18 protein-coding genes and 1 pseudogene are annotated in these 21,219 nt (G+C 70.7%); 13 read left to right on the forward strand and 6 right to left on the reverse strand.

The window, feature by feature from the left end; all coding sequences use genetic code 11:
- Positions 1–48: 48 nt before the first annotated feature.
- From LL648_RS28425 to LL648_RS28460, 8 genes and pseudogenes are all read left to right on the forward strand, one after another.
- Positions 49–363, forward strand: coding sequence for a transposase (locus LL648_RS28425; RefSeq protein ID WP_374112120.1), 315 nt, complete (start codon positions 49–51; stop codon positions 361–363).
- A gap of 819 nt (positions 364–1,182) precedes the next feature.
- Positions 1,183–1,572, forward strand: a pseudogene (locus LL648_RS28430) (helix-turn-helix transcriptional regulator); the annotation flags it as partial.
- A gap of 62 nt (positions 1,573–1,634) precedes the next feature.
- Positions 1,635–2,465, forward strand: coding sequence for a helix-turn-helix domain-containing protein (locus LL648_RS28435; RefSeq protein WP_232665825.1), 831 nt, complete (start codon positions 1,635–1,637; stop codon positions 2,463–2,465).
- 201 nt (positions 2,466–2,666) lie between these two features.
- A complete protein-coding gene (locus LL648_RS28440; RefSeq protein ID WP_232665826.1) occupies positions 2,667–3,935 on the forward strand; it encodes an ABC transporter substrate-binding protein in 1,269 nt (422 codons plus the stop codon).
- A gap of 47 nt (positions 3,936–3,982) precedes the next feature.
- Entirely contained in the window at positions 3,983–4,912 is a 930-nt protein-coding gene (locus tag LL648_RS28445; RefSeq protein WP_232665827.1) for a carbohydrate ABC transporter permease, read from the forward strand.
- A complete protein-coding gene (locus tag LL648_RS28450) occupies positions 4,909–5,727 on the forward strand; it encodes a carbohydrate ABC transporter permease (RefSeq protein WP_232665828.1) in 819 nt (272 codons plus the stop codon). Before LL648_RS28445 ends, LL648_RS28450 begins: the two co-directional genes overlap by 4 nt.
- Positions 5,728–5,732: 5 nt before the next feature.
- Entirely contained in the window at positions 5,733–7,409 is a 1,677-nt protein-coding gene (locus LL648_RS28455; protein ID WP_232665829.1) for a hypothetical protein, read from the forward strand.
- Positions 7,410–7,478: 69 nt separating this feature from the next.
- On the forward strand, positions 7,479–7,838 hold the full coding sequence (locus LL648_RS28460; protein WP_232665830.1) for a hypothetical protein: 360 nt from the start codon (positions 7,479–7,481) through the stop codon (positions 7,836–7,838).
- Between the two features lie 261 nt (positions 7,839–8,099).
- Here the strand turns inward: LL648_RS28460 and LL648_RS28465 are convergent, their stop codons facing one another.
- The 6 genes from LL648_RS28465 to LL648_RS28490 all read right to left on the reverse strand — a co-directional run bounded on the left by LL648_RS28465 (position 8,100) and on the right by LL648_RS28490 (position 14,926).
- Entirely contained in the window at positions 8,100–9,395 is a 1,296-nt protein-coding gene (locus LL648_RS28465; RefSeq protein ID WP_232665831.1) for an FAD-binding protein, read from the reverse strand.
- A 254-nt stretch (positions 9,396–9,649) separates the two neighbouring features.
- Positions 9,650–11,986 carry a helix-turn-helix transcriptional regulator gene (locus tag LL648_RS28470; protein WP_232665832.1) on the reverse strand — a complete coding sequence of 779 codons (2,337 nt, stop codon included), beginning with the start codon at positions 11,984–11,986 and terminating at the stop codon, positions 9,650–9,652.
- Positions 11,987–12,175: 189 nt separating this feature from the next.
- Entirely contained in the window at positions 12,176–12,781 is a 606-nt protein-coding gene (locus LL648_RS28475) for a short chain dehydrogenase (RefSeq protein WP_232665833.1), read from the reverse strand.
- Complete coding sequence (locus tag LL648_RS28480; protein ID WP_232665834.1) at positions 12,778–13,716, reverse strand: helix-turn-helix domain-containing protein; 939 nt, start codon at positions 13,714–13,716, stop codon at positions 12,778–12,780. Before LL648_RS28480 ends, LL648_RS28475 begins: the two co-directional genes overlap by 4 nt.
- Before the next feature lie 31 nt (positions 13,717–13,747).
- The gene (locus LL648_RS28485; protein ID WP_305080801.1) at positions 13,748–13,924 is read right to left on the reverse strand and encodes a hypothetical protein; all 177 of its coding nucleotides are present in this window, start codon (positions 13,922–13,924) and stop codon (positions 13,748–13,750) included.
- A gap of 162 nt (positions 13,925–14,086) precedes the next feature.
- Positions 14,087–14,926 (reverse strand): DUF1707 SHOCT-like domain-containing protein, encoded by an 840-nt coding sequence (locus LL648_RS28490; protein WP_232665835.1) that lies wholly within the window; start codon positions 14,924–14,926, stop codon positions 14,087–14,089.
- Between the two features lie 262 nt (positions 14,927–15,188).
- Here LL648_RS28490 and LL648_RS28495 point away from each other — a divergent pair, with 262 nt between their 5' ends.
- The 5 genes from LL648_RS28495 to LL648_RS28515 all read left to right on the forward strand — a co-directional run bounded on the left by LL648_RS28495 (position 15,189) and on the right by LL648_RS28515 (position 21,196).
- Positions 15,189–15,917 (forward strand): DUF998 domain-containing protein, encoded by a 729-nt coding sequence (locus LL648_RS28495; RefSeq protein WP_232665836.1) that lies wholly within the window; start codon positions 15,189–15,191, stop codon positions 15,915–15,917.
- 83 nt (positions 15,918–16,000) lie between these two features.
- Positions 16,001–16,375 (forward strand): YciI family protein, encoded by a 375-nt coding sequence (locus LL648_RS28500; RefSeq protein ID WP_232665837.1) that lies wholly within the window; start codon positions 16,001–16,003, stop codon positions 16,373–16,375.
- Positions 16,376–16,445: 70 nt separating this feature from the next.
- On the forward strand, positions 16,446–17,726 hold the full coding sequence (locus LL648_RS28505; RefSeq protein ID WP_232665838.1) for an RNA polymerase sigma factor: 1,281 nt from the start codon (positions 16,446–16,448) through the stop codon (positions 17,724–17,726).
- A gap of 122 nt (positions 17,727–17,848) precedes the next feature.
- Positions 17,849–19,951: a protein kinase domain-containing protein gene (locus LL648_RS28510; protein ID WP_232665839.1), complete on the forward strand. Its 2,103-nt coding sequence runs from the start codon at positions 17,849–17,851 to the stop codon at positions 19,949–19,951.
- Positions 19,952–20,062: 111 nt separating this feature from the next.
- Positions 20,063–21,196: a DUF2867 domain-containing protein gene (locus LL648_RS28515; protein WP_232665840.1), complete on the forward strand. Its 1,134-nt coding sequence runs from the start codon at positions 20,063–20,065 to the stop codon at positions 21,194–21,196.
- Positions 21,197–21,219 lie beyond the last annotated feature (23 nt).

Genomic DNA, 21,219 nt, shown 5'->3' on the forward strand with positions numbered 1-21,219 from the left:
CCCCTGCCGAGGCGTTGAATGGTGTGCTATATTCACCGAAATTGGTTGGTGTTGCGTCCACCGGTTGAATCCGCCCAATACACCTCCTGGGCGTTCGGGAAACGCCTACGTGAGGCCGGGCTACTCGGCTCGATGGGCACGGTCGGTGACTGCTACGACAACGCGATGATGGAGTCGTTCTGGGCAACCATGCAACTCGAACTGCTCGACTCGAAACTATGGCACACACGCGACGAACTTGCCAACGCGATGTTCGAATGGATAGAGTGCTGGTACAACACCAAGAGGCGCCATTCCAGCATCGGAATGCGCAGCCCCGCCACGTTTGAAGCCCTGCACACCAGGTCAGACCAACATCACTGACCCCACACCGCAGGTGTCCGTGCTACGGGGGGAAGGTCACGACCACCAAGACCAACAGAACCACTGCCGCGAGACCATCCGCCACGAACCCACCCAACGGAACCACGTCAAGAACCCATCCCCACCCACCCAAAACGCGCGACTCACCGCCCCCGAACGCGCGACTCACCCGCCGGAACGTGGGACTCGCCCGCTGGGGCGTGGGACTCACCCGCCGAAACGTGGGACTCGCGCGCTGAGACGTGGGACTCGCCGTGCCGTACGTGTCGACTCACCGTGCTGGAAGTGTCGACTCACCGTGCCGAAGGTGTCGACTCACCGTGCCGAAGGTGTCGACTCACCGTGCTGGAAGTGTCGACTCACCGCGCCAGAAGTGTCGACTCACCCGCCGCGAGCCACCCGTGCCCCCGGCTCGCGTGTGCCGAATGCCGGCTCCTGCACCGGAGCCCGAACTTTGTCGGTCGTCCGGACGCACGCCGAAGGCCGATCGGCCGGTCTGCGGAACCTGGGCCTCGCAGACCTAGGAACACGCGCTCCGTGGTTGTCCGGCCGCAACCGGCGCAGGCTTGCCGCACTGACCATGCCCACCGACATCGCCCCGGCGGCGGCGACGGTCAGCCCGCGACGAGAGGCATCCGGATGACCAGGACAGCTGTGGACATGCTCATGGTGCCGATCCGGGTCGGCTCCCGGGACCGGGCCGGCGCGGTGTACCTGATCTTCCCCTCGGCCCTGGCCGGGGAAGTGGCCGAGCTCGTGGGCGGACTCGGACCCGGACCCGGGAGAGCCGGCAGCGAGGCGGCCGCTACGGCGATCCCGGCGCCGGGCGATCCCGTGGTGGGCCACGCGGTTCGGCTGCTGACCGCGGATCCGGCGCGCCGGTGGACCGTCGCCGAACTCGCCCACCGGACCGCCGTCTCCCGGGCCAGCCTGGCCCGCCGGTTCACCGCGCTGGTCGGCGAGCCCCCGATGACCTACCTGACCCGCTGGCGGATCGCGCTGGCCGCCGAGCTGCTGCGCGAGACGACCGACACCGTCGACGCCATCGCCCGCAAGGTCGGCTACGCCAACGCCTTCGCCCTGTCCGTCGCCTTCAAGCGCCTCCGCGGGCTCAGCCCGACCGCACACCGCCGCGGCGACGCCGTGATCGCCGACCCCGCCCAGCCGAGGACCCAGCAGACGACTCAGCCGACGACCGCCATCGCGTAGCGGCCCTCGCCGTGAACTGGACGCACCATCAGCAGGCGTTGATCAGGTTCATACTGGGGGACGTGCCCAGCCACCGCGCCGACATCGGTGAGTTCCTCCGCTCGCGCAGGGCACGGATCCAGCCGCACGAAGCCGGGTTGCCCGTGTACGGCGAGCGGCGCCGGGTGCCGGGCCTGCGCCGCGAGGAGCTGGCCCAGCTGGCCGGGGTCAGCGCGGACTACTACGGGCGGCTCGAACAAGGGCGTCTGGACAACGTCTCCGACGGCATCCTCGAGGCGATCGCCAGGGTGCTGCGCCTCACCAGGGCCGAGCGCGACCAGCTCTTCGAGCTGGCCGGCCCCGAACGCCGCCGCCGGGTGCGGACAGAACAGGTGGTGCGTCCGAGCCAGCAATGGGTGCTCGACGCGCTGCACGCCACGCCTGCGTACGTGATCGGCACCGGCCTCGATGTCCTCGCCTGGAACAGGATGGCGTGCGAAGTGCTGTTCACCGTCGACCTGGACGCGGTGCCCGCCGCCGAGCGCAATTTCGCCCGCATCCTCCTCCTCGAGGAGGGTGTCCGGACCAGGTGGCGGCCGTGGGAGCCAATGGCCCGCGCCGCGATCGGCGGACTGCGCATGCACGTCGCCCGCCACCCCGACGACCCGGTGATGGCCACCCTCGTCGCCGAGCTGACCGGCGCGAGCCCGGAGTTCCGCAAGTGGTGGCCCGACCACCCGGTGGCCGCCGAACCGACCGCCGAGTACGGCTTCTGGCACCCCGACGTCGGGGAGTTCACGCTCGTGCTGGAGGCGTTCAGCTTCCCGTACCTGGCGGACACGCACCTCGTCGTTTTCACCGCCGCCCCCGACTCGCCGGGCCGCGCGGCGCTCGACGCGCTCGACGCGCAGTAGGCGGATCCGCTACCCGGACGTCGGCGCGACCGCACGCACCTCAACACTCGCCGCAGAACTTATGTCAAGACATATGCTTGACGCTATGACCCGCGCCAGGGTTCAATGCCGCAACCCAGTTGTTAGCGTTAACACTCTCGCACTCCGTCGTCCTCACCACGTCGGGGTCGCCTCGATGACGCGGCCCGAGAAGGAGCAGCCATGGCGAGTCCGCGCACGAGCGTTCGAGGGATCCGCGCCGTAGCGCTCGCCCTCGCATTCGGCTTGCTGGCCGCCTGCGGCAGCGGCGCTGCCAGTCCGGATGAGCCGCTGCAGTTCTTCCTCTCCGGCGACGCGAACCAGGGCGGCGGCTTCGCCGCGATGGCAGCGCAGTACCAGCAGGAGACCGGCGTCCGGATCCAGATCGTCGATCTCGCCAACGCCGACCTGCCCACCAAGCTGAAGAACGCCGCGCAGGCGAACGACCTGCCCGCCCTGGCCCGCGTCGGTGGGGTCGACCCGGTGTGGCGCGACGCCACGATGGACCTGCGGGGGATCCTCGACGGCAGCGGGATCCGCTCCGAGCTCGCCGCGATCGACGACACCGGCAAGGTGCTGTCGCTGCCGACCGACGTCACCGCGGTCGGGCTGTTCATCAACAAGTCCCTGTTCGACCGGGCCGGCGTCGCCTACCCCACGGGCCCGACCGACGCCTGGACGTGGGACGAGTTCGTCTCCAAGGTGAAGGAGGTCCAGGCCCGGACGGGCACGACGTACGGCATGGTCATGGACCGCTCCTCGCACCGGCTCAAGGCGTTCCTCTACGAGTTCGGGTCGGACTACTTCCAGGCCGACGACAGCGGCGCCTTCCGGACCAACGCCAACACCCGGACCGCGTTCGAGTACTTCAAGGGGCTCAACGACGACTCGTTCATGCCGCGCTCGGTCTGGCTGAGCCAGGCCGATCCCAACGCGATGTTCAAGAGCGGCGACGTGGTCGCCTACTACTCCGGCTCGTGGCAGATCGCCGATTTCGCCAAGAACATCACCGACTTCCAGTGGGCGTCCGTCCGGCTCCCCCAGCAGACCACCCGGGCGACCAACTACGGCAACGCGGCCTCGGCCGTCGTCTTCCAGGGCACCGGCCAGGAGGACGCCGCCTACGCCTTCCTCCAGTGGCTCTACCGGCCGGAGAACTACCGCAAGCTCGCCGAGACGTCCGGCTTCCTCCCGGCGGTCGACGGTCTGGAGATCACCCACGCGACCCACGCCGACGCGTTCGCGCTCTACGACGAGGAGATCGCGCAGTCCGCCCCGATCGTGAAGGAGATCAAGCGGCGCGACCTGGCCTACGAGGTCGCCGGGGTGGCAACCGAGGGCGACCCGGTCCGCGACGAGACGGTTCGGTACCTCAACGGCGAGCTGTCGGTCGACGAGCTGCTCACAGGGATCAACGGCCAGCTGACCGAGCAGCTCGGACGGCTGCCGTGAGCGGCCCTGCTCACGCCCGTTCCTGACGGCCGACCGGAGGATCCTCGATGACCGCAGTCACGACCCCGGTCAGCACCGAGCGGCCGACCCCGACAGCCCGGCGAAAGGGACGCCGAGCACCCGTCCTCGCGCCGCTGCTGTTCATCTCGGTGGCCGTCGTCCTGTTCTGCCTGTTCTTCCTCTGGCCGGGCGCTCTGGGCTTGCTCTACTCGTTCACCAGCTACCGCGGTGTCGGCGCGCTGCGGTTCGTCGGGCTGGACAACTATGTCGACCTGGCCGGCGACCCGTCGTTCTACGCCGCACTGACCCGCACCGCGCTCTACACGGTGCTGGCGGTGCCGGCGCACTACGTCGCCGCGCTGGCGATCGCCGTGCTGCTCACCAGCACGGCCGCGGCGGGCAAGAGCGCCGCGCGGGTCGTGTTCTTCCTGCCGTGGTTGATCTCCCCGATCGTCACCGGCGTCATCTGGCGGTGGCTGTTCGGGGAGAACTTCGGCTTCGTGAACGTCCTGGTCCAGGCGTTCGGCGGGGCGGCGGCGCAGTGGCAGACCGACGGGACGCTCGCGCTGATCGTCGTGATCATCGCCGGCACGTGGGCGGGCACCGCGTTCAACATGCTGTTGTTCATCGCCGCCCTGCGCAACATCCCCCGTTCCTACTTGGAGGCGGCCGAGATCGACGGCGCGAACTCGTGGCAACGGTTCCGACGCATCACGCTGCCGCTGCTCGGCCCGACCTCCTTCATGGTCGTCCTGCTGACCACGATCGGGTCGATGAAGGAGTTCGCGATGATCCAGGCGCTCAACGGCGGCGGCCCCGGCACCGAGAACATGCTGATCGTCCAGTACATCTACCGCACCGGGTTCGAACGCGCGAACATCGGCTACGCGAGCGCGGTCTCGATGGTCCTGATGGTGATCCTGATCGTGATCGCCGTGGTCCAGCTCCGGTTCGATCGCAAGAGCGACCTCTCGTGAAGGCGGCGCGCGGGCTCTCCAGCACGCTGGTCCTCTGGCTGCTGGGCATCGTGTACCTGTTCCCGGTGCTGTGGTTCGTCCTGAGCTCGTTCAAGCCGGGATCGGAGCTGTTCAGCCTGCCGTTGACGATCCTCCCCGAGACCTGGACGACCTCGGGGTACAGCACCGCGTGGTCCCGGTTCGACTTCCAGCGCTACTTCTTCAACACCAGCGTGGTCGCGGTCGTCACCACGGCGCTCACCGTGATCGTGAGCGCCATGACCGGCTACGCGTTCGCGAAGTACCGGGCGTGGTGGCTGCGCGCCTTCTTCGTCTGCATCTTGGCGACGACGATGCTGCCCACCGAGGTGATCATGCCGTCGTCGTTCGTCGTGGTGCGCGACCTCGGCCTGTACGACTCGCTCCCCGGCATCATCGTCCCGTCGATCATCACCGCGACCGGAATCTTCATGTTCCGCCAGTACTTCTCCACCGTGCCCGACGAGCTGATGGAGGCGGCCCGGATCGACGGCGTCGGCGAGATCACGCTGTTCGTGCGGATCATGCTGCCGCTGGCGAAGCCGATTTGCGTCGTGCTGGCGATCTTCTCGATGCAATGGCGGTGGAACGACTACATCTGGCCGCTGCTCGTCCTGCGCGACCCCAACCGGTACACCCTCCAGGTCGCGCTGCGCAGCATCGTCGGCGCCGACAACATCGACTGGCCGGTGCTGCTCTCGGCCTCGGTGATCTCCCTGCTGCCGATGGTCCTGCTGTTCCTGGTCTTCCAGCGCCAGATCATGGATGTGGACATCAACTCCGGCCTGAAGGACTGATCCGGTTGACCGACCCGCGAGTGATTTCCGCGGCCGAGGAACAGTTCGAGCAGCTCCTGGCGGACACATCCGCGGGCGGCTCGCACCGCACGGTGATGCGCACCGTCAAGGGGGCCGTCGTCCTGGCGGTGCTGGCCCGTACCGGACCGCTGGTGCGGACGGCCGTCGAGGCGACGACCCGGCTCGAGGCGCTGCAGGCTGCGAGCGGGTTGTTCACCGGCGGCGACAACGTGGCCTCGCCGCCCGACTCCGCGTTCACCCTGAACGACGTGGCGATCACCCTCGCGCTGCTCGAACGCCGGCCGACGAGCTGGTCCGACGACCTCGCCGAACGGCTGCGCGCCATCCTGCGCGCGGCCTCCCCGGCGTTGCTGGCCGGCGGCGTGCACACGCCCAACCATCGCTGGGAGCTGGCCGCGGCGCTCGCGTGGTCCGGCACCCTTTTGGCAGATGCGACGCTGCTGGAACGCGCCGCCCTGTGGCTGGCCGAGGGCGTCGACGTCGATGCCGACGGGCTCTACAGCGAACGCAGCCCGAACTACGCGGCCCACGTCTCCAACCCGTCGCTGACGGTCCTCGCCGACCTGCTCGACCGGCCCGACCTGCACGATGTCGTCCACCGCAACCTGCACGCCCACCTCGACCTCACCGATTCCGCCGGCACCGTCGAAACCGTGCACTCCCGCCGGCAGGACCAGCACGCAGGCTTCCCGCTCGGGCCCTTCCTCGGCCAGCTGACCCGGGCCGCTGCACGGCACTCCTGCAGCCGCTGCGCCGAGGGGGCCGGCCGCGCAATCACCAGCCCCGGCATCGACGCGATCGACGTGCTCGCGCAGGAGCTGCTGGAGCCGGGGCTCACCGCACCGCCGCCCGACCCGTTCCCGATGCCGGCACCGATGTCGACGCCGCCGGGCCGGAGGTTGTTCGGCGAGGCCCGCCTCCTGCGGGAGCGGCGCGGGCGGGCGGAGATCACCGTGTACGCCGGATCGGACGTGCCCGAGGCCGGGCGGATCGGATCAGGCCTCGCCGCCAACCCGACCTTCCTGCGGTTGCGCTGCGGCGCGGTGTCCATCGACTCCGTGCGCCTCTCGCGCGACTTCTTCGGCCTCGGCCCCTTCCGGGCCACCGCGATGACGGTCACCGGTGATCAGGTTGTGCTCCGCGAACGCATCGCCGCCGCCTACTACCAGCCCGTTGCACCGAGCGAACGTCGACCGGACGGCCGCTACCCGCTCGAACACGAGGGCCGGTTCAGCGCCTCGATGGGCTTCTCGCGGCGGCGCCGCGATGTGAGCGCCCTCGTCACCGCCGTCGAGGTGGACCTGCACGACGACGGCGTCGACCTCACCGTCACCACCGCAGGACCGACCACGGCCCACTCGCTGGAGCTCGGCCTCGCCCCCGGGACCGAGCTCACCGGCGCGATCCCGGTGGGCGACGAACGCTACGAGCTGGTCGCGGGCCACGCCCGGGTCGCCTGTGCCGGCGACACCCTGCGGATCGGCCCCGGCCTGGGCTGCGGACCCGACCGGCCACCGATCTACCGGCCCGGCGAGGCCTACACCCACATGAACGGCACCGATGCCGCCGGCGGGACCCGGCTCTACCTCACCTGGCACTCCCCTGGCTCCATCCGGATCAGCCTGCGCTCTGCGCACCCGGGCGACGACCGCGCTCCGTAGCCATCCAATTGCGCCATGTAATCTGCAGGCTCTCGGAACGGTGACGTGTCACCCCCGGCGGGAGGAGCCATGGCGATGGACGAGTACGCGGTACACCTCCTGACCGGCCTCACCGGAGTGGACGACGACCAACTCGACGCCATCGCGGCAGAGCTCGTCGACGAGTGCGCCGTACCGTCGACCCGCAACGGCGGTCGGCTGTCCGTCCACCTCACGGTCTGGTCGACCTCGGCATCGTCGGCGGTCGGTACCGCGGCCGGTCGCCTGTACGAGTGCCTCGCGGGCGCCGGCCGGCCGTATCAACTCGTCGCGTGCGGAGCGGTGACAGCCGGTCGACTCGTCCACCCGCGCCAGCACCCCGATCGCCATCAGCGCCAGCGCGAGGCCTTCCCGAGCGCTCAACGCGGGCGGCTCACCGCGCCGAGGTGAGGAGAGCGCGGCGGTTCACGGCCGGCTGGGCGGGTCAGCGGCTGCGGCGCCACCACGCACGCCGGGATCGCAACGCCGGCTGGGCGGCCCACCAGCTCACCTCGCCGCGGTGCGCCGCTTTGCGTCGCCTGCGGCGGGGTTCGGGAGCCGGCTGGGCCGGGGCGGGCGTGGGTGTGCAGGTCGGGAGGTCGGCCGGGCGCGTGCCGAGCATGGTGGTCGGGATCTCCGTACGTGCTGGTCGGGTGGTCGGGTTGCGGTGGGTCAGGTGGCCGGGGTGCCGATCGGGTAGAGCACGCCGCCGTGCTGGCGCGCGATCGCGACGTGCTCGGTGTGCCGGGCGAGCATGTCGCTCGCCCACGTGGGGTCGTCCACGCCGAAGGAGTCCTTGAGCAGGTCGAACAGGAACACGGGCTCCCGGTCGTCGGCGAGGCGGTCCGGTGCGGGCAGCGCGAGCATGCTCGGGCCGAACGCGGAGCGGCGCTTCGGGAAGATCAGACCGAACGTGGTGGGTGAGAACTCGCGCGCGGTCAGCGTCGGAAGGACGGCCGTGACGACCGGTTCGAGTCCGCTGTCGGGCAGGAACACGTCGGTCCAGATCTTCGTGCTCGCGGACCAGCCGGCCTCCGCCACCGAGTCGTACAGCCCGTCGACGGCGAAGATGTGCTCGAGGTGGTCGAGGTCGAGTGCCTGCGGGACCGTCGAGTTGTTGAGCCCGCGCAGGACCTCCGTGGCCTCGGGCGCCGGTCGGCCGGCGCCGAAGTACGTCGATGCCGTCAGCCGGAACGTGTGCGGCTCGGGTTGGTGGAAGATCACGTACAGCTCGTCGAGCTCGTCGCGGCGGGCGAGCGTGCGCAGGTCGGCGAGCAGCGCAGGGAGCGAGTCCAGCCCGTAGGGCAGCTGCCAGGTGCGGACCCGGCCGGGCAGGTCGGCCACGTCCAGCGTCACCCGTGTCAGCACGCCGACCTCGCCGAACCCGCCGAGCACCGCCCGCATCAGCTCGGCGTTCTCCGCACGTGTGCACTCGACGACGTGCCCGCCGGCTGTGACGACCTGCGCCGCCGACACGGAGTCGACCAGCGCGCCGACATCGGGGCGGTTCGAGATCCCGCCGACCGAGCACACCCCGCCGACGGTCAGCCGCGTGTAGCCGGTCGTCCCCGCAGCCAGCCGGAAGTCCTTCCCGGCCGCGGCGACGGCGATCGCTCGCAGCGTCGCGCCGGCATCGGCGACGACCCCGCCCGCACCCACCGCGTGCACGGCGGCCATCGAGCGCATGTCGATCTGCAGGCCACCGGCAGCGACGACGCCCTGGCCGTGGGTGGTGTGCCTGGTGCCGCGGGCCCGCCACGGCACCGCGTGGTCGGTGCACCAGGCGAGGATCGTCGCGACGTCGGCTGCCGTGTGCGGGCGCAGGACGGCCCCGGGGACCGCGTGCACGATGTTGCCCAGGTCGGTGGCCGCAGCTCGCAGCGTCGCCGGGTCCGTGACGAGCTCTCCACCGCCGGGCGGTGTCGGCGCCGAGCGCCAGTCGACCTGCAGGTCCGTGCCGCTCGTCATGGGAGCGAAGTGTGGCCGTCGGCAACGAAGATCACCTCCGCCGCGGCGGAGGGTTTGTCCGACCGGCCGCCCCGGATCGGGCTCCTCCGCTCACCCGATCGGGCTACGACCTCTACCGCTTGCAATACCGGCGCAACCGCCTCGACCGTCGGGCAGGTGCGTGCACCCGCGAGGGCAGGAAAGCCACTTTCCTGCCCTGTGAGGGCCGGAAAGTGGCTTTCCTGCCCTCCCCCAACCCCGGGCGAGCTGCGCCCCTACCGCCCCAGCCCCAGCCGCTGGAGTGCGTCGGGGACCTGCCGGCGCCGCCTGCACCCCAGCTTCTGCAGGATCTGCGTGACGTGCGTCTTGACCGTGGTCACGGAGACCTGCAGCGCGGCCGCGATCTCGTCGTTGGTCCGCTGCCCGACCAGCAGCGCCACCTCGTACTCGCGCGGGGTCAGGACGTTGCGGGCGACGTGCGGCTCGCTCCCGGCCGGCCCGTCGGTCAGCGATATCTCGCCGAGCGCGAGCGCGATCGCCGTGCCGTAGTCCGGGACGGCCAGCCCGCGCCGGTACGCCGCCTTGCACAGCGGCTCGCCCAGCGCCTCGCTCGCGAGCTGCAGGCAGCGCTGGTGCTGGTCACCGTTGCCGCGCAGGTTGTTGAGCATGATCCCGGTCAGCTCCATGACCCGCTCGGTCGCACCGCACAGTTCCGCTGCTCGCAGGTGGTCGCCGCGGGCCGAGGCCAGCCACGACGCGAACGCCACCCACCAGATCGGGCCCCAGTAGTCACCGATCTCCCGCTGCACCGGCAGCGACTGGTGCAGCAGCTCCCCCGCCGGCTCGATCTCACCCTTGCGCAGCAGGAGGTGCACCGCGCGGGTCCACTGCGCCCACGACAGGTGCCACGCCCCCTGCCGGCCGGTCGCCTCCTCCAGGTGGGTGCGGGTCGCCTCGTCCGACACGGCCGGGTCGGCGAACAGCGACGACGCGATCGCCCACCACATCGTCGCCATGCACGCGTCGCCCTCGGCGCCGGAGGCGCGCATCAGCCGGCGTGCCCGGGCGGCAAGATCCGCGGCGGCCGGGTCCCCCAGCACGAACGTCGCGTAGGCCGTCTCGGCGTAGGCCAGGTGCGGGTCGACCGTCGCGGCGCTCGCGCCGCCCTCCAGCTCACGCTCGACGTCGCGGGCGCGGTCGAGCAGGTCCGTCGCCTCGGCCGAGCCCTGGCAGACCGCGACCCACGCGCATTGCGTCAGCCCCAACAGCAGCACGCGGTCGCGGCGCGGGTGCAGCTCGACCATCCGCTGCAGATGCGACCGCCACTCCTGCAGCGTGCCGTCGCGGAACGGCACGCGGACGCGGATCAGATCGGCCCCGATCCGGATCCCCCGCTCGGTGTCACCGCTGGACGCGCACCAGTCCATCGCCGCGCGGACGTTCGGCAGCTCCGCGTGCACCGCGTCGAGCCAGGCCACCTCCTCCGGCCCGCACCAGTGCTCCGCCGCCTCGGCGAGGAACCGCGCGCACCACGCGGAGTGCCGCTCCCGGACGAGGTCCTGCTCGCCGGCCGCGGTGAGAGCGTCGGCGCCGACCTGCCGGATCGGCTCCAGCACCCGGAACCGCGGCCGGCGCGACGCCGCGTCGCGGGTCAGCAACGACTGCCGGATCAGGCCGTCCAGGATCAGCTCGACGTCCTCCGCAGCCACCCCGTCCGACCCTGTGTCCGGCGCCGTGTCCGACACGACGGCCTCGGCAGCCTCCAGCGTCACACCACCCGCGAACACCGAGAGCCGCTGCCACACCAGCCGCTCCGCAGGCGAGCACAGGTTCCAGCTCAGGTCCATCACGCCGCAGAAGGTCGTCCGGTAGCCGGTGCGGGTGACGGTGGACCAGCGGGCGCCGAAGACGTTGTCCAGCCGCTGCTCCAGCTGCGGCACCGAGAACATGCGCAGCTTCGAGGTGATGATCTCGATCAGCAGCGGGAACCCGCCCAGCCGGTGGCAGATCCGCGCCACCGCGATGCGGTTGTCCTGCAGGTCGAACCCGGGGTCGACGGCCGCTGCCCGGTCGGCGAACAGGACCAGCGCCTCCGGCAGCGGGTTCTCGTCGAACTCGGGCGAGTCCGGGTGCGGCGCCGCGAGCGGCAGCAGCGGGTACTGGTGCTCACCGGGCAGCTCGAGCGTGGTGCGGCTGGTGGCCAGCACCCGCACGCCGGGGCACGAGTCCAGCAGCACGCCGATGACGTCACCGACGTCGGCCGCCACCTGCTCGCAGTTGTCCAGCACCAGCAGCAGCTGCGCGTCACGCAGGCGCTGCTGCAGCAGCGTCATGCTGTCCACCGCCGAGACCGTGTGCATCCCGGCGTCCTGGACGATCCGGTCCGGGATCCATTCCGGGTTGTCGACGCCGCGCAGGTCGACCAGCACAACCCCGTCGGGGAACCGCTGGTGGTGGCGCAGGTCGTGGGCCACCCGGGTGGCGACCCTCGTCTTGCCCACCCCGCCCGGCCCCGTCACGGTGACGAGCTGGACGCGGCCGGTCAGCAGCCCGGTCAGGTCGGTCAGCTCTCCGGTGCGCCCGACCAAGCTGTCCCGATCGGCGAGAAGCATGCTTCGTGGGCCTCCCCCGCAGTGATGGACCGGCCGGGGCATCCTATCCGGGCAGGGCACGCCGACGAGCGCAGGACGCCACCAGGTCATCGCGCTCCGTCACCTCGACGCAACCGGCGTCCCCGGAGTGCCTGGGATGGGTGTCGATGGGGTCATGCGCCGGGGACCTCCTGCCCGGCGATGCGGCGGTCATCCGTAGGCGCGGATGATCCGGCCGGTGCTGTTGCCTTCGACGCAGTCCAGGTAGCTGTCGACGAGCTCGTTCATGGGCACCGGCCGCATACCGGGGAAGTGATCGGCGAACGCATCGAAGGAGTCGCCGATCATCGTGGGGCTGACGGTGTTGATCCGCATCCCCCGTGGCAGCTCGATCGCGGCCGACAGGGTGAAGCTGTGCAAGCCGCCGCTGATGACGCCGCCGCCGGTGACGTGCGGCCAGGCCTGGTCGGCGAAGATGCCGGAGGTCAACGTGAAGGAGGCGCGGTCGGCGCAGTGGCGCTGGCCGGTGAGGACCAGCTCGACCTGCCCGAAGAACTTGGCTCGCATGTTCTCGTGCAATGCGTCTGCGGTCAGTGTCCCGAAGTCGTCGAGCGCCCCGTGCGCCGCGATACTCACGACCCCGTCGACCGCTCCGACCTCGCGGTACATGGCTTCGATCGTCGCGGGTGCGGCCAGATCGACGTGCACGTCACCCGAGGTGCGCCCGGCCACGATCACGTCGTGGTTGCGCGATCGCAGTGCGGGAACCAACCGACGTCCGATGGTGCCGGCGCCGCCGATGACGACGATCCTCATCGTGCGTCCTCCTTCCGTGCTGGGGTTCCTGGTGCGGTGCGGGGCCGTTCGAGGCTCTGCGCCAGCAGCGTGAGCGCATCGGCGTCAGCGGTGCCGGGACGTGCGTAGAACAGCCCCATCTGCTGGTCGTCGTCAGGCAGCGCGACCGTCTCGTTCGCCAAGGTCACCCGCCCGACAACCGGATGGTCGAGCTCTCGCACGTAGTACGAGCAGGTCCGCACCGGCCGGCGCGCCCACATCCGCGCGAACTCCGGGCTGTCGACGGCGAGTCGACCGACGAGCCGTTCGAGGTCCGGATCGGCCGGATATCGCGCCACCGCCTGGTGCAGGGCTGCGACGGTGACCTGCGCTTTGGCGTGCCAGTCGCGGTACAGCGCGCGATGGTGCGGATCGAGGAACAGCATGCGGGCGATGTTCGGCCGGAGCCGGGCGTCCGGGGCGTCGAACCCGACATGTCCTGCCAGCAACGCATGACCGAGCGCGTTCCAGGCGAGCACATCGGCACGATGGTCGATCACGACGGCCGGTGTCGTGGAGATGGCGGCGAGCAGGACCCGGATCGACGGTCTCAGCGTGCTCCTGCGGGAACGCGGACGGGTCGGTCGTCTCGGCGCCGCAAGGATCCGCAGGTGTTCGTGCTCGGTCGGATCGAGCCGGAGCGCCGCCGCCAGCGCGTCGATGACAGCCCCCGAGGCGCTGGCGCTGACCCCCTGCTCGAGTCGGGTGTAGTAGCCGACGCTGACCCCGGCGAGTTCGGCCAGCTCTTCCCTGCGCAGCCCGGGGACCCGTCGATGGGTGATGCCGAGCTCGATCCCGGCTTCCTCCGGGTGAGGCGCTCGCGCCTGCTGCGCAGGAACCCACCGAGATCGTTGGCTCGTGTCGTGCTCACCGACCGATCCTCGCGCTGACCGACGACTTCCGCCTGCACCAATCACGGATACCTTCGTGGCACCCGAAAACAGCAGCTCAGGGAGTCGCCGACGCCGCCGTGCCGCCGAGCTGGTTCTCCACCAGACGCGTGTAGGCGCCGCCCGCGGCGATGAGGTCGTCGTGGGTGCCCGACTCGACGATCCGGCCCTGGTCGAGCACCACGATGAGATCGGCGTCGCGCACGGTGCTGAGCCGGTGGGCGACCGTCACCACCGTGCAGTCCAGCTCCCGCAGCCATCGAGCTCGGGCTCGGCCGGGCCACCGGCAGCGATCAGACCACCGCGGCCGCGCTGCGGCGCGACGCAGCGGTCGTCGACCGGTTCCCCGATGAGCACGTGCACTCGGCGGCTGCCCGGTCATGAGCCGGGGTACGGCTCAACGGCGCTCGTACGCGTGCACCCCGATGATCGTCCCGTCCGGCTTCGCCTCGAGGTAGCCGGACTGGCCGGTGTCGTTGTTGGTCGCGTAGATCGCGACCTCCGGTCCCGTGCCGGTGTCCCGCACGATCAGGTAGTGCACGGTCGGGTTCTCGACGTTCAGGCTCTGCCCGGCGCCCGCGAGCAGCCCGAGGATCTTGTCGACATCGATCGCGGCGAGATCCACGAGCGGGTCGTCGGGGTCGCGGTGGCCCGCGTTGCCGGGGCCGTCGAACCCGCCCTTGTAGTGGTAGCTCTGCGCGCGGGCCGGAGCACCCGGTGCCGGCACGTCGATCGACGCGTAGTCCGGGTAGACGGTGAGGTCCGCGACGAGCGTGGTGCCGAGCTCGGTCCGGACGCCGTCGATGAGCGTGCGCAGGCCGGCCGGGGTGTGCAGGGCGGTCGGCCCGACGACGATCGGTGCGGCGGGCGCTCCCCCTGCCACGACCGGCGTGCCGTCCGGCCCGACCGGGGACGGCGACGGCGCGGTCAGCCGCCCGATCCCGAACCCGGCGCCGAGCAGCACCAGCGCGGCAACGGCGACCACCACACGGCTCCGGGACCGGGCGGGCCGCTGCGGGGCGCGCTCCCGCAGGTCCGGCATCGGCTTCTCGAGCTGCAGATCGTCGACGAGGTCCCGCAGCTCGCCGAGGGTCTTCGCCGCGCTGGCGGCGGCGGTGCGGGAACAGTGCTCGTCGGAGTCGAGCTGGCCGTCGGCGTAGGCGGTGTCGAGCCGCCCGCACACCTCGGTGCGGTCGAGATCGCGCGCCCTCGTCCTGGGCGACCGGGCGGACGACACCGGCGGATCCTAGCCAGAACCCCGCCTCCCCGGCGGCCTGAGGTGACGCGCCTGAGGCACTCGTGCACAGGTTGGTGTCTCCGTGCACGAGTTCGAACCTGTGCACGGGGAGGCGAACCTGTGCACGAGCGACCCGCGGCCGGGACCCCGTGGAAGAAAGTTCGAAGAAGTTTCGGCGGGAGTGCAAAATCCGGTGACCCCGCTCGTGGAGTCGGTGAACGCCCCCCAAGAGGGGGGCACGAAGCCCCGGGAGACCGACATCATGAGTACCACCACCACCAAGACCACCGCCACGACCACCATCCCGACCCGCGCCGGCACCGTCTCGCCGCCGGAGCAGCTCACCGCGGACCGCGTCACCAAGTCCCTGCTCGGGTACGGCGTCATCGCCGGTCCGATCTTCGTGGTCAGCTCGGTGACCCAGGGCCTGCTCCGCGAGGGCTTCGACTTCTCCCGGCACCCGTGGAGCGCACTGTCCCTCGGCGACGCCGGGTGGATCCAGGTCGTCACCTTCCTGGTCAGTGGCCTGTCGACGGTCGCTGCCGCGATCGGCCTGCGCCGCGCGCTCGCCACCGGCGTGGGCGCCACCTGGGCGCCGCGGCTGCTGGCGGTGTTCGGGCTGAGCCTCGTCGTCGCCGGTCTCTTCCCGATCGACCCCATGGGCGGCTTCCCCGCCGACCTGCCCCAGGCCACGGGGATCAGCGGCCACGCGATGGTGCACCTGCTCTCGGGGGCCATCGGCTTCCCCTGCCTCGCCGCCGCGCTGCTGGTGCTGGCCCGGCGGCTGTCCCGGGAGGGCTTCGGCCGGCTCGCGACCGCTTGCCGGATCATCGCGCCGCTGTTCCTCGTCGGCTTCTTCGGCATGGCATCGGGCGGCCTCGGCGCCGCGGGCGTGCCCGCCTTCGTCATCGCCGTCGTCACGGTGCTGGGCCTGCTGAGCATCGTGTCCGTGCACCGCTACCGCCAGATGCCCGACACCGCCTGCCGTTGATCTCCCTGCCGTTGATCTCCCTGCCGTTGATCTCCCTGCCGTTGATCTCCCTGCCATCCACACATCCCGGAAAGGAACCTCCGATGCGCTACCTCGTCATCCTCGAAGGCACCCAACCCGCTACTCCACCGCCCGCCGAGCTCATGGCAGGGATCATGAAGCTCGGTGAGGAGGCCACCCGCGCCGGCGTCATGCTGGACAACGCGGGCCTCGCCCCCAGCGCTGCCGGCGCACGGGTCACCGTCGGCGGCGGGAGCGGGCTGCAGGTCACCGACGGCCCGTTCGCCGAGTCCAAGGAAATGATCAGCTACGCCCTTTACGACACCCGCACCAAGGCCGACGTCGTGGAGTGGACGAGCCGGTTCATGGCCCTGCACCACGAGCTGTGGCCGGGCTGGGAAGGCGAGGCCCGGGTTCTCAAGGTGATGGGCCCCGAGGACTTCGCGCCGCCGTCCTGAACCGTCACTGCGCCGACCCGAACCCGCCGCGAACCCATCCGGGTCGCGGCGGGTTCGGCATGATGAGGGCATGCCGGATCCGGGTGGCCGTGCCGCGGTCGAGGCCGTGTGGCGGATCGAGTCGGCCCGGCTGGTCGCCGGCCTGGCCCGGTTCACCGGCGACGTCGGCACCGCCGAGGAACTCGCCCAGGACGCGCTGGTCGCGGCTCTGGAGCAGTGGCCCGCTGCCGGCGTCCCGCCCAATCCCGGGGGCTGGCTGATGACGACTGCCAAGAACCGGGCCGTCGACGGGTTCCGCCGCGCGGCCGTCCACCGCAAGGCGCTCGATTCCATCGGCCGCGACACGGCCGACAGCCTCGACGAGCGGGACGCCGTCGACGAGGCGCTGGACGATCCGGTCGGTGACGACGTCCTGCGGCTGCTGTTCACCGCCTGCCACCCGGTGCTCAACCGCGAGTACCGCATCGCCCTGACCCTGCGTTGCCTCACCGGCCTTCGCACCGACGAGATCGCGCGCGCGTTCCTGGTGCCGGAACCGGTCGCGGGACAACGCATCTCCCGGGCCAAGAAGATGCTGCGCGACAAGGGGATCCGCTTCGAGATGCCCGGCCCGGCCGATGTCGCCGAACGGCTCGCGAGCGTGCTCGAAGTGATCTACCTGCTGTTCAACGAGGGCTACAGCGCCACCGCGGGCGACGACTGGATGCGACCCGAGCTCAGCGCGGAGGCCCTGCGGTTGGCCCGGCTCACGGCCGCGTCGGTGCCGGGCGCGGCCGAGGTCCACGGCCTGGCAGCGTTGCTGGAGCTGACCCAGGCCCGCGCGGCCGCCCGCCACGACCGCGACGGGCGTCCCGTGCTGCTCCAGGACCAGGACCGGCGGCGGTGGGACACGCTCCTGATCCGTCGTGGTCTCGCGGCGCTGGCCCGCGCGCACGACGCCGCAACCGGCGGCGGCAATCCGATCGGCCCGTACACCCTGCAAGCCGCCATCGCGGCGTGCCACGCCACCGCCCGCATGGCCGACGACACCGACTGGGTGCAGATCGCCGGCCTCTACGACGTGCTCGCCACCGTCTGGCCGACGCCGGTCGTGGGCCTCAACCGGGCGATGGCGCACGGGCGCGCGTTCGGCGCGGAGACGGGGCTGGCGATGCTCGACACGGTGGACCACGGCGCGCTGGACGGGTATCCGCAGCTCCCGGCCGTGCGGGGCGAGCTGCTCGCACTGGCCGAGCGGCACGCGCAGGCAGCGGCGGCCTTCGACGAGGCGGCCGCGACCACCCGCAACGAGCACGAACGGGAGCTGTTCACGCAGCGCGCGACGCAGACGCGGAGCCGGATCGACCCGTGAAACATCGGCCGGCTCATCCTGGTTGGCGCTGCTAGATTCCCAGCGGGATCCGGCGAGAGCGCGCACGGTGCACGCAGCCAGCCGCAGGGGGTTGCGTGGCCGGGGCGGCGTTCGGTCCGTACGTGTTGGAATCGATGCTGGGTCGCGGCGGGATGGGCGAGGTCTGGCGGGCGGTCGACACCAGCCAGGACGACCGGGTCGTCGCGCTGAAGGTTCTCGGGTCCTGGCTGGCCGGCGACGGCGATTTCTATCGGCGGTTCCGTCGCGAATCCGCGCTCGCGGCGAAACTGACCGGACCGCACATCGTCCCGATCCACCGCTACGGCGAGATCGACGGCCGGCTGTTCATCGACATGGCCCTCATCGACGGCACCGACCTCGGCGCCCTCCTCGAACGCGGCGCGCTCCCCCCGCAACGAGCGCTCACCATCGTCGACCACATCGCCGACGCGCTCGACACCGCCCACGACGCCGGGCTGGTGCATCGCGACATCAAGCCGACGAACGTGCTGGTCACCAGCCGCAAGAACCGCGACCACGCCTACCTGATCGACTTCGGCATCGCCCACGCCGTGGACGGCACCAAGATCTCCCTGTCCGGCGCCGTGATCGGCACCCCGAAGTACATGGCACCGGAGCGCTTCGACGGTGACGGCGATCACCGCAGCGACGTCTACGCGCTGGGCTGCGTGCTTTACGAAACGCTCACCGGGCAGCCCCCGTTCGACTGCCCGAGCCTGCTCGCCTACCTGAAGGCGCACCACACGGCACCGCCACCGCTCCTGAGCGCCCAACGGCCGGACCTGCCGGCAGCACTGGACGACGTCATCGCACGCGCGATGGCGAAGGCGCCGACCGATCGCTACCCCACTGCAGGCGAGCTCGCCGCCGCCGCACACGCTGCGCTCGCAGCACGACCCTGGCGCGCCACGGGCACCATCACCGTCCCCGTCGCACAGGATCCCGATCCGGTCCGCGCAGATGCTCCGCCGCCTGCGCTGGAAGCGCCGCCAGAACCCGACGACCCTGCTGTGCCCGCGCAATCGCCCTCGGCGACCACAACGGAAAGGATCCCGCTCGACATCGAGCGTGCCATCGGCGAAAGGCGCGGGTCCACACCGTCTCGCTACCTGATCGGTGCCGCGGCGCTCGCAGCTGTTGCGGTCGCGGCGGTCCTGGTGATCAACCCATGGCGGCCGGCCCCATCACCGGGACCGCAGAACACGCCCGATTCGACGACAACGATGCCGCAGGCAGCACCTCCCGCCGCCGTCGCGCCGGCCGCGCCGGCGGTCATCGACATGTTGCCGCTGCCGAACGATGTCGGAACGCGGCGACTTGCTTTCGACGCACGAGGAGAACGTCTCTTCATCGCCCAGAACGCGGACGTCGACACCTCCGGCATTTCGGTCGTCGATGTACGCACGAAGGCCATCACGGCGATCCCGACTCCGGCATCGGAGGTCGTGCCGGCGCCGGATGGTTCACGTGCCTACGCCCTGTGCCTCGAGGCCGGGTGCAGGACCATCAACGTGATCGACACCGCGAGCGGCACCGTGATCAAGACGATCACCCTCGACAGAGCATTTCGCGACGCTGCGATGAGCGCGCAAGGCGATCGCCTCTACGTGGCCTACCTCAACTCGGAGGTGGTCGCGGTCATCGACACCGCCTCCGGAACGGTCACTGCGACCCTTCGTGCCGGTGACGACGAGAGGATCTCGAGCGGTCCCAACGACGTCGCCGTCACACCGGACGGTCGCTACGTGTACGTCGCGCGCTCCCATACCGGTCAGATCGCCGTCGTCGACAGCTCGACCAACGCCGTCGTCGCCACGATTCCGTTGGCCGAGGACCCCGCCTATCGCCTGACGACGTCCCCCGACGGTCGAAGCATCTACGCCGCCGGCACCCGCGGCACTTACATGATCGATGTCGCCAGCAACACCCTTGTGACCACGTTCCTCAAGACCGACACCTCGTTCGCACCGCCCGCGGCCATCGCGGCGAGCCCCGACGGCCGCCGGCTGTACCTCCTCCACGGAGGATCGGAAAAGAGCTTCCTCCGCATCGTCGACACGGAGAGCGGAGCTCACCTCGCCGACGTCGACCTGCCCGGGCTCCCTGGCGCGAGCGACGTGACGGTGAGCCCGGACGGAACCCGCGCCTACGTCGGCTCGTGGACGGCCACGAGCGTGACAGTGATCGACACCGGGGTCAGGTGATCGGGCTCGACCTCACCTTCGGCGACGGTCACTGATCTCCCTCGCACGAGGGACGGCAGCAGGCCTCGAGAGGGAGGGGCCGCGCAGTGCGAGCGGAATAAGGTTCGCCGCATGAATGAGCGCACGTCCAAGGGTTCGCGTTGCCAGAGATACGGCGCTCTGCGGCTACCGATCATTGCGCACACATCACGCCCGTGGCGTATTCACGAGATTGTTCCTGATTTCGCCGTGGAAGACGTCTGGGCGTTGCCGACGCCGGGCGGCCCGGGTGAGCTGCCACGTCTCGTGTCGCAATTCGGCTCGCTCCGCTTCCCTGCAGACGCGCCACTTCCGGTGCGTGTCGTGTGGGAGGCCCGACGGAAGATCGGGCGATTCTTCGCCTGGGACCGGCACGATGCCGGCGTAGGTACCCGCGTGCCATCGCTGCGCGAGCGACTGCCATCCGACCTGCGCGCCACTGCGCCCGGACCGGACACTTCGGACGGGACGTTCACGTCGCTCTTCCTGCTGAACGACGAGTGGGCGACGGAGATCGCCAATAGGACGGTCCATTCGGTCATGCACGTCAGCTGGGTCCGCGATGACGCCGGCGGCCATCACGGTCAGCTGGCAGTCCTGGTCAAGCCCAACGGATGGTTCGGTGCGGCATACATGGCCGCGATCAAGCCATTCCGGCACATGCTCGTCTACCCGGCGCTGATCCGCAGTATCGAACGCGACTGGCTTGCGGAAACGAACGGGAACAGGCCCGATTCCTCCGACCCGGCAGGGCGTTCCACGAGCGTCCTGGATCGGGTGGCGATGCTCGCCGGCGTGGCGATCCCAGCGACTCTGACTGCACTCGCAGGGCTGCACGCCGCGTGGGCCCTCGGCTCGCACTGGCCGGCTGCCAGCGAGCAAGCATTGGCCGAGCACCTCGCCGGCGCCGACGCCATGCCTCCCGCAGCGGAGGTGTGGCCGGTGGCAGCGGCGTTGCTCACCGCCGCCGGGCTGGTCGCCCGGGCAGCCCGAGGCGTCCGGACCAGGCCGGTGCGCATCGCAGCGTGGGGCGTGGCAGCTGTACTGCTGATCCGCTCGGTGGCGTTCCTGCCGTCCGATCTGAACGGTGGCGTCGACGACCCCTTCAGCCGCCTCGACCTGGCTCTCTACTCGCCACTCTGCTTCCTGCTCGGAATCGGCACCGCGGCCGTGGTCCGGCGCAGCGGAGGCGGCCGAACCACCGCCCCTGGCCGTCTGCCGACCTGAGTCGTCGCATGACCGCGATCTGG

It is taken from the genome of Pseudonocardia sp. TRM90224 (assembly GCF_021245725.1).
Classification (GTDB): domain Bacteria; phylum Actinomycetota; class Actinomycetes; order Mycobacteriales; family Pseudonocardiaceae; genus Pseudonocardia.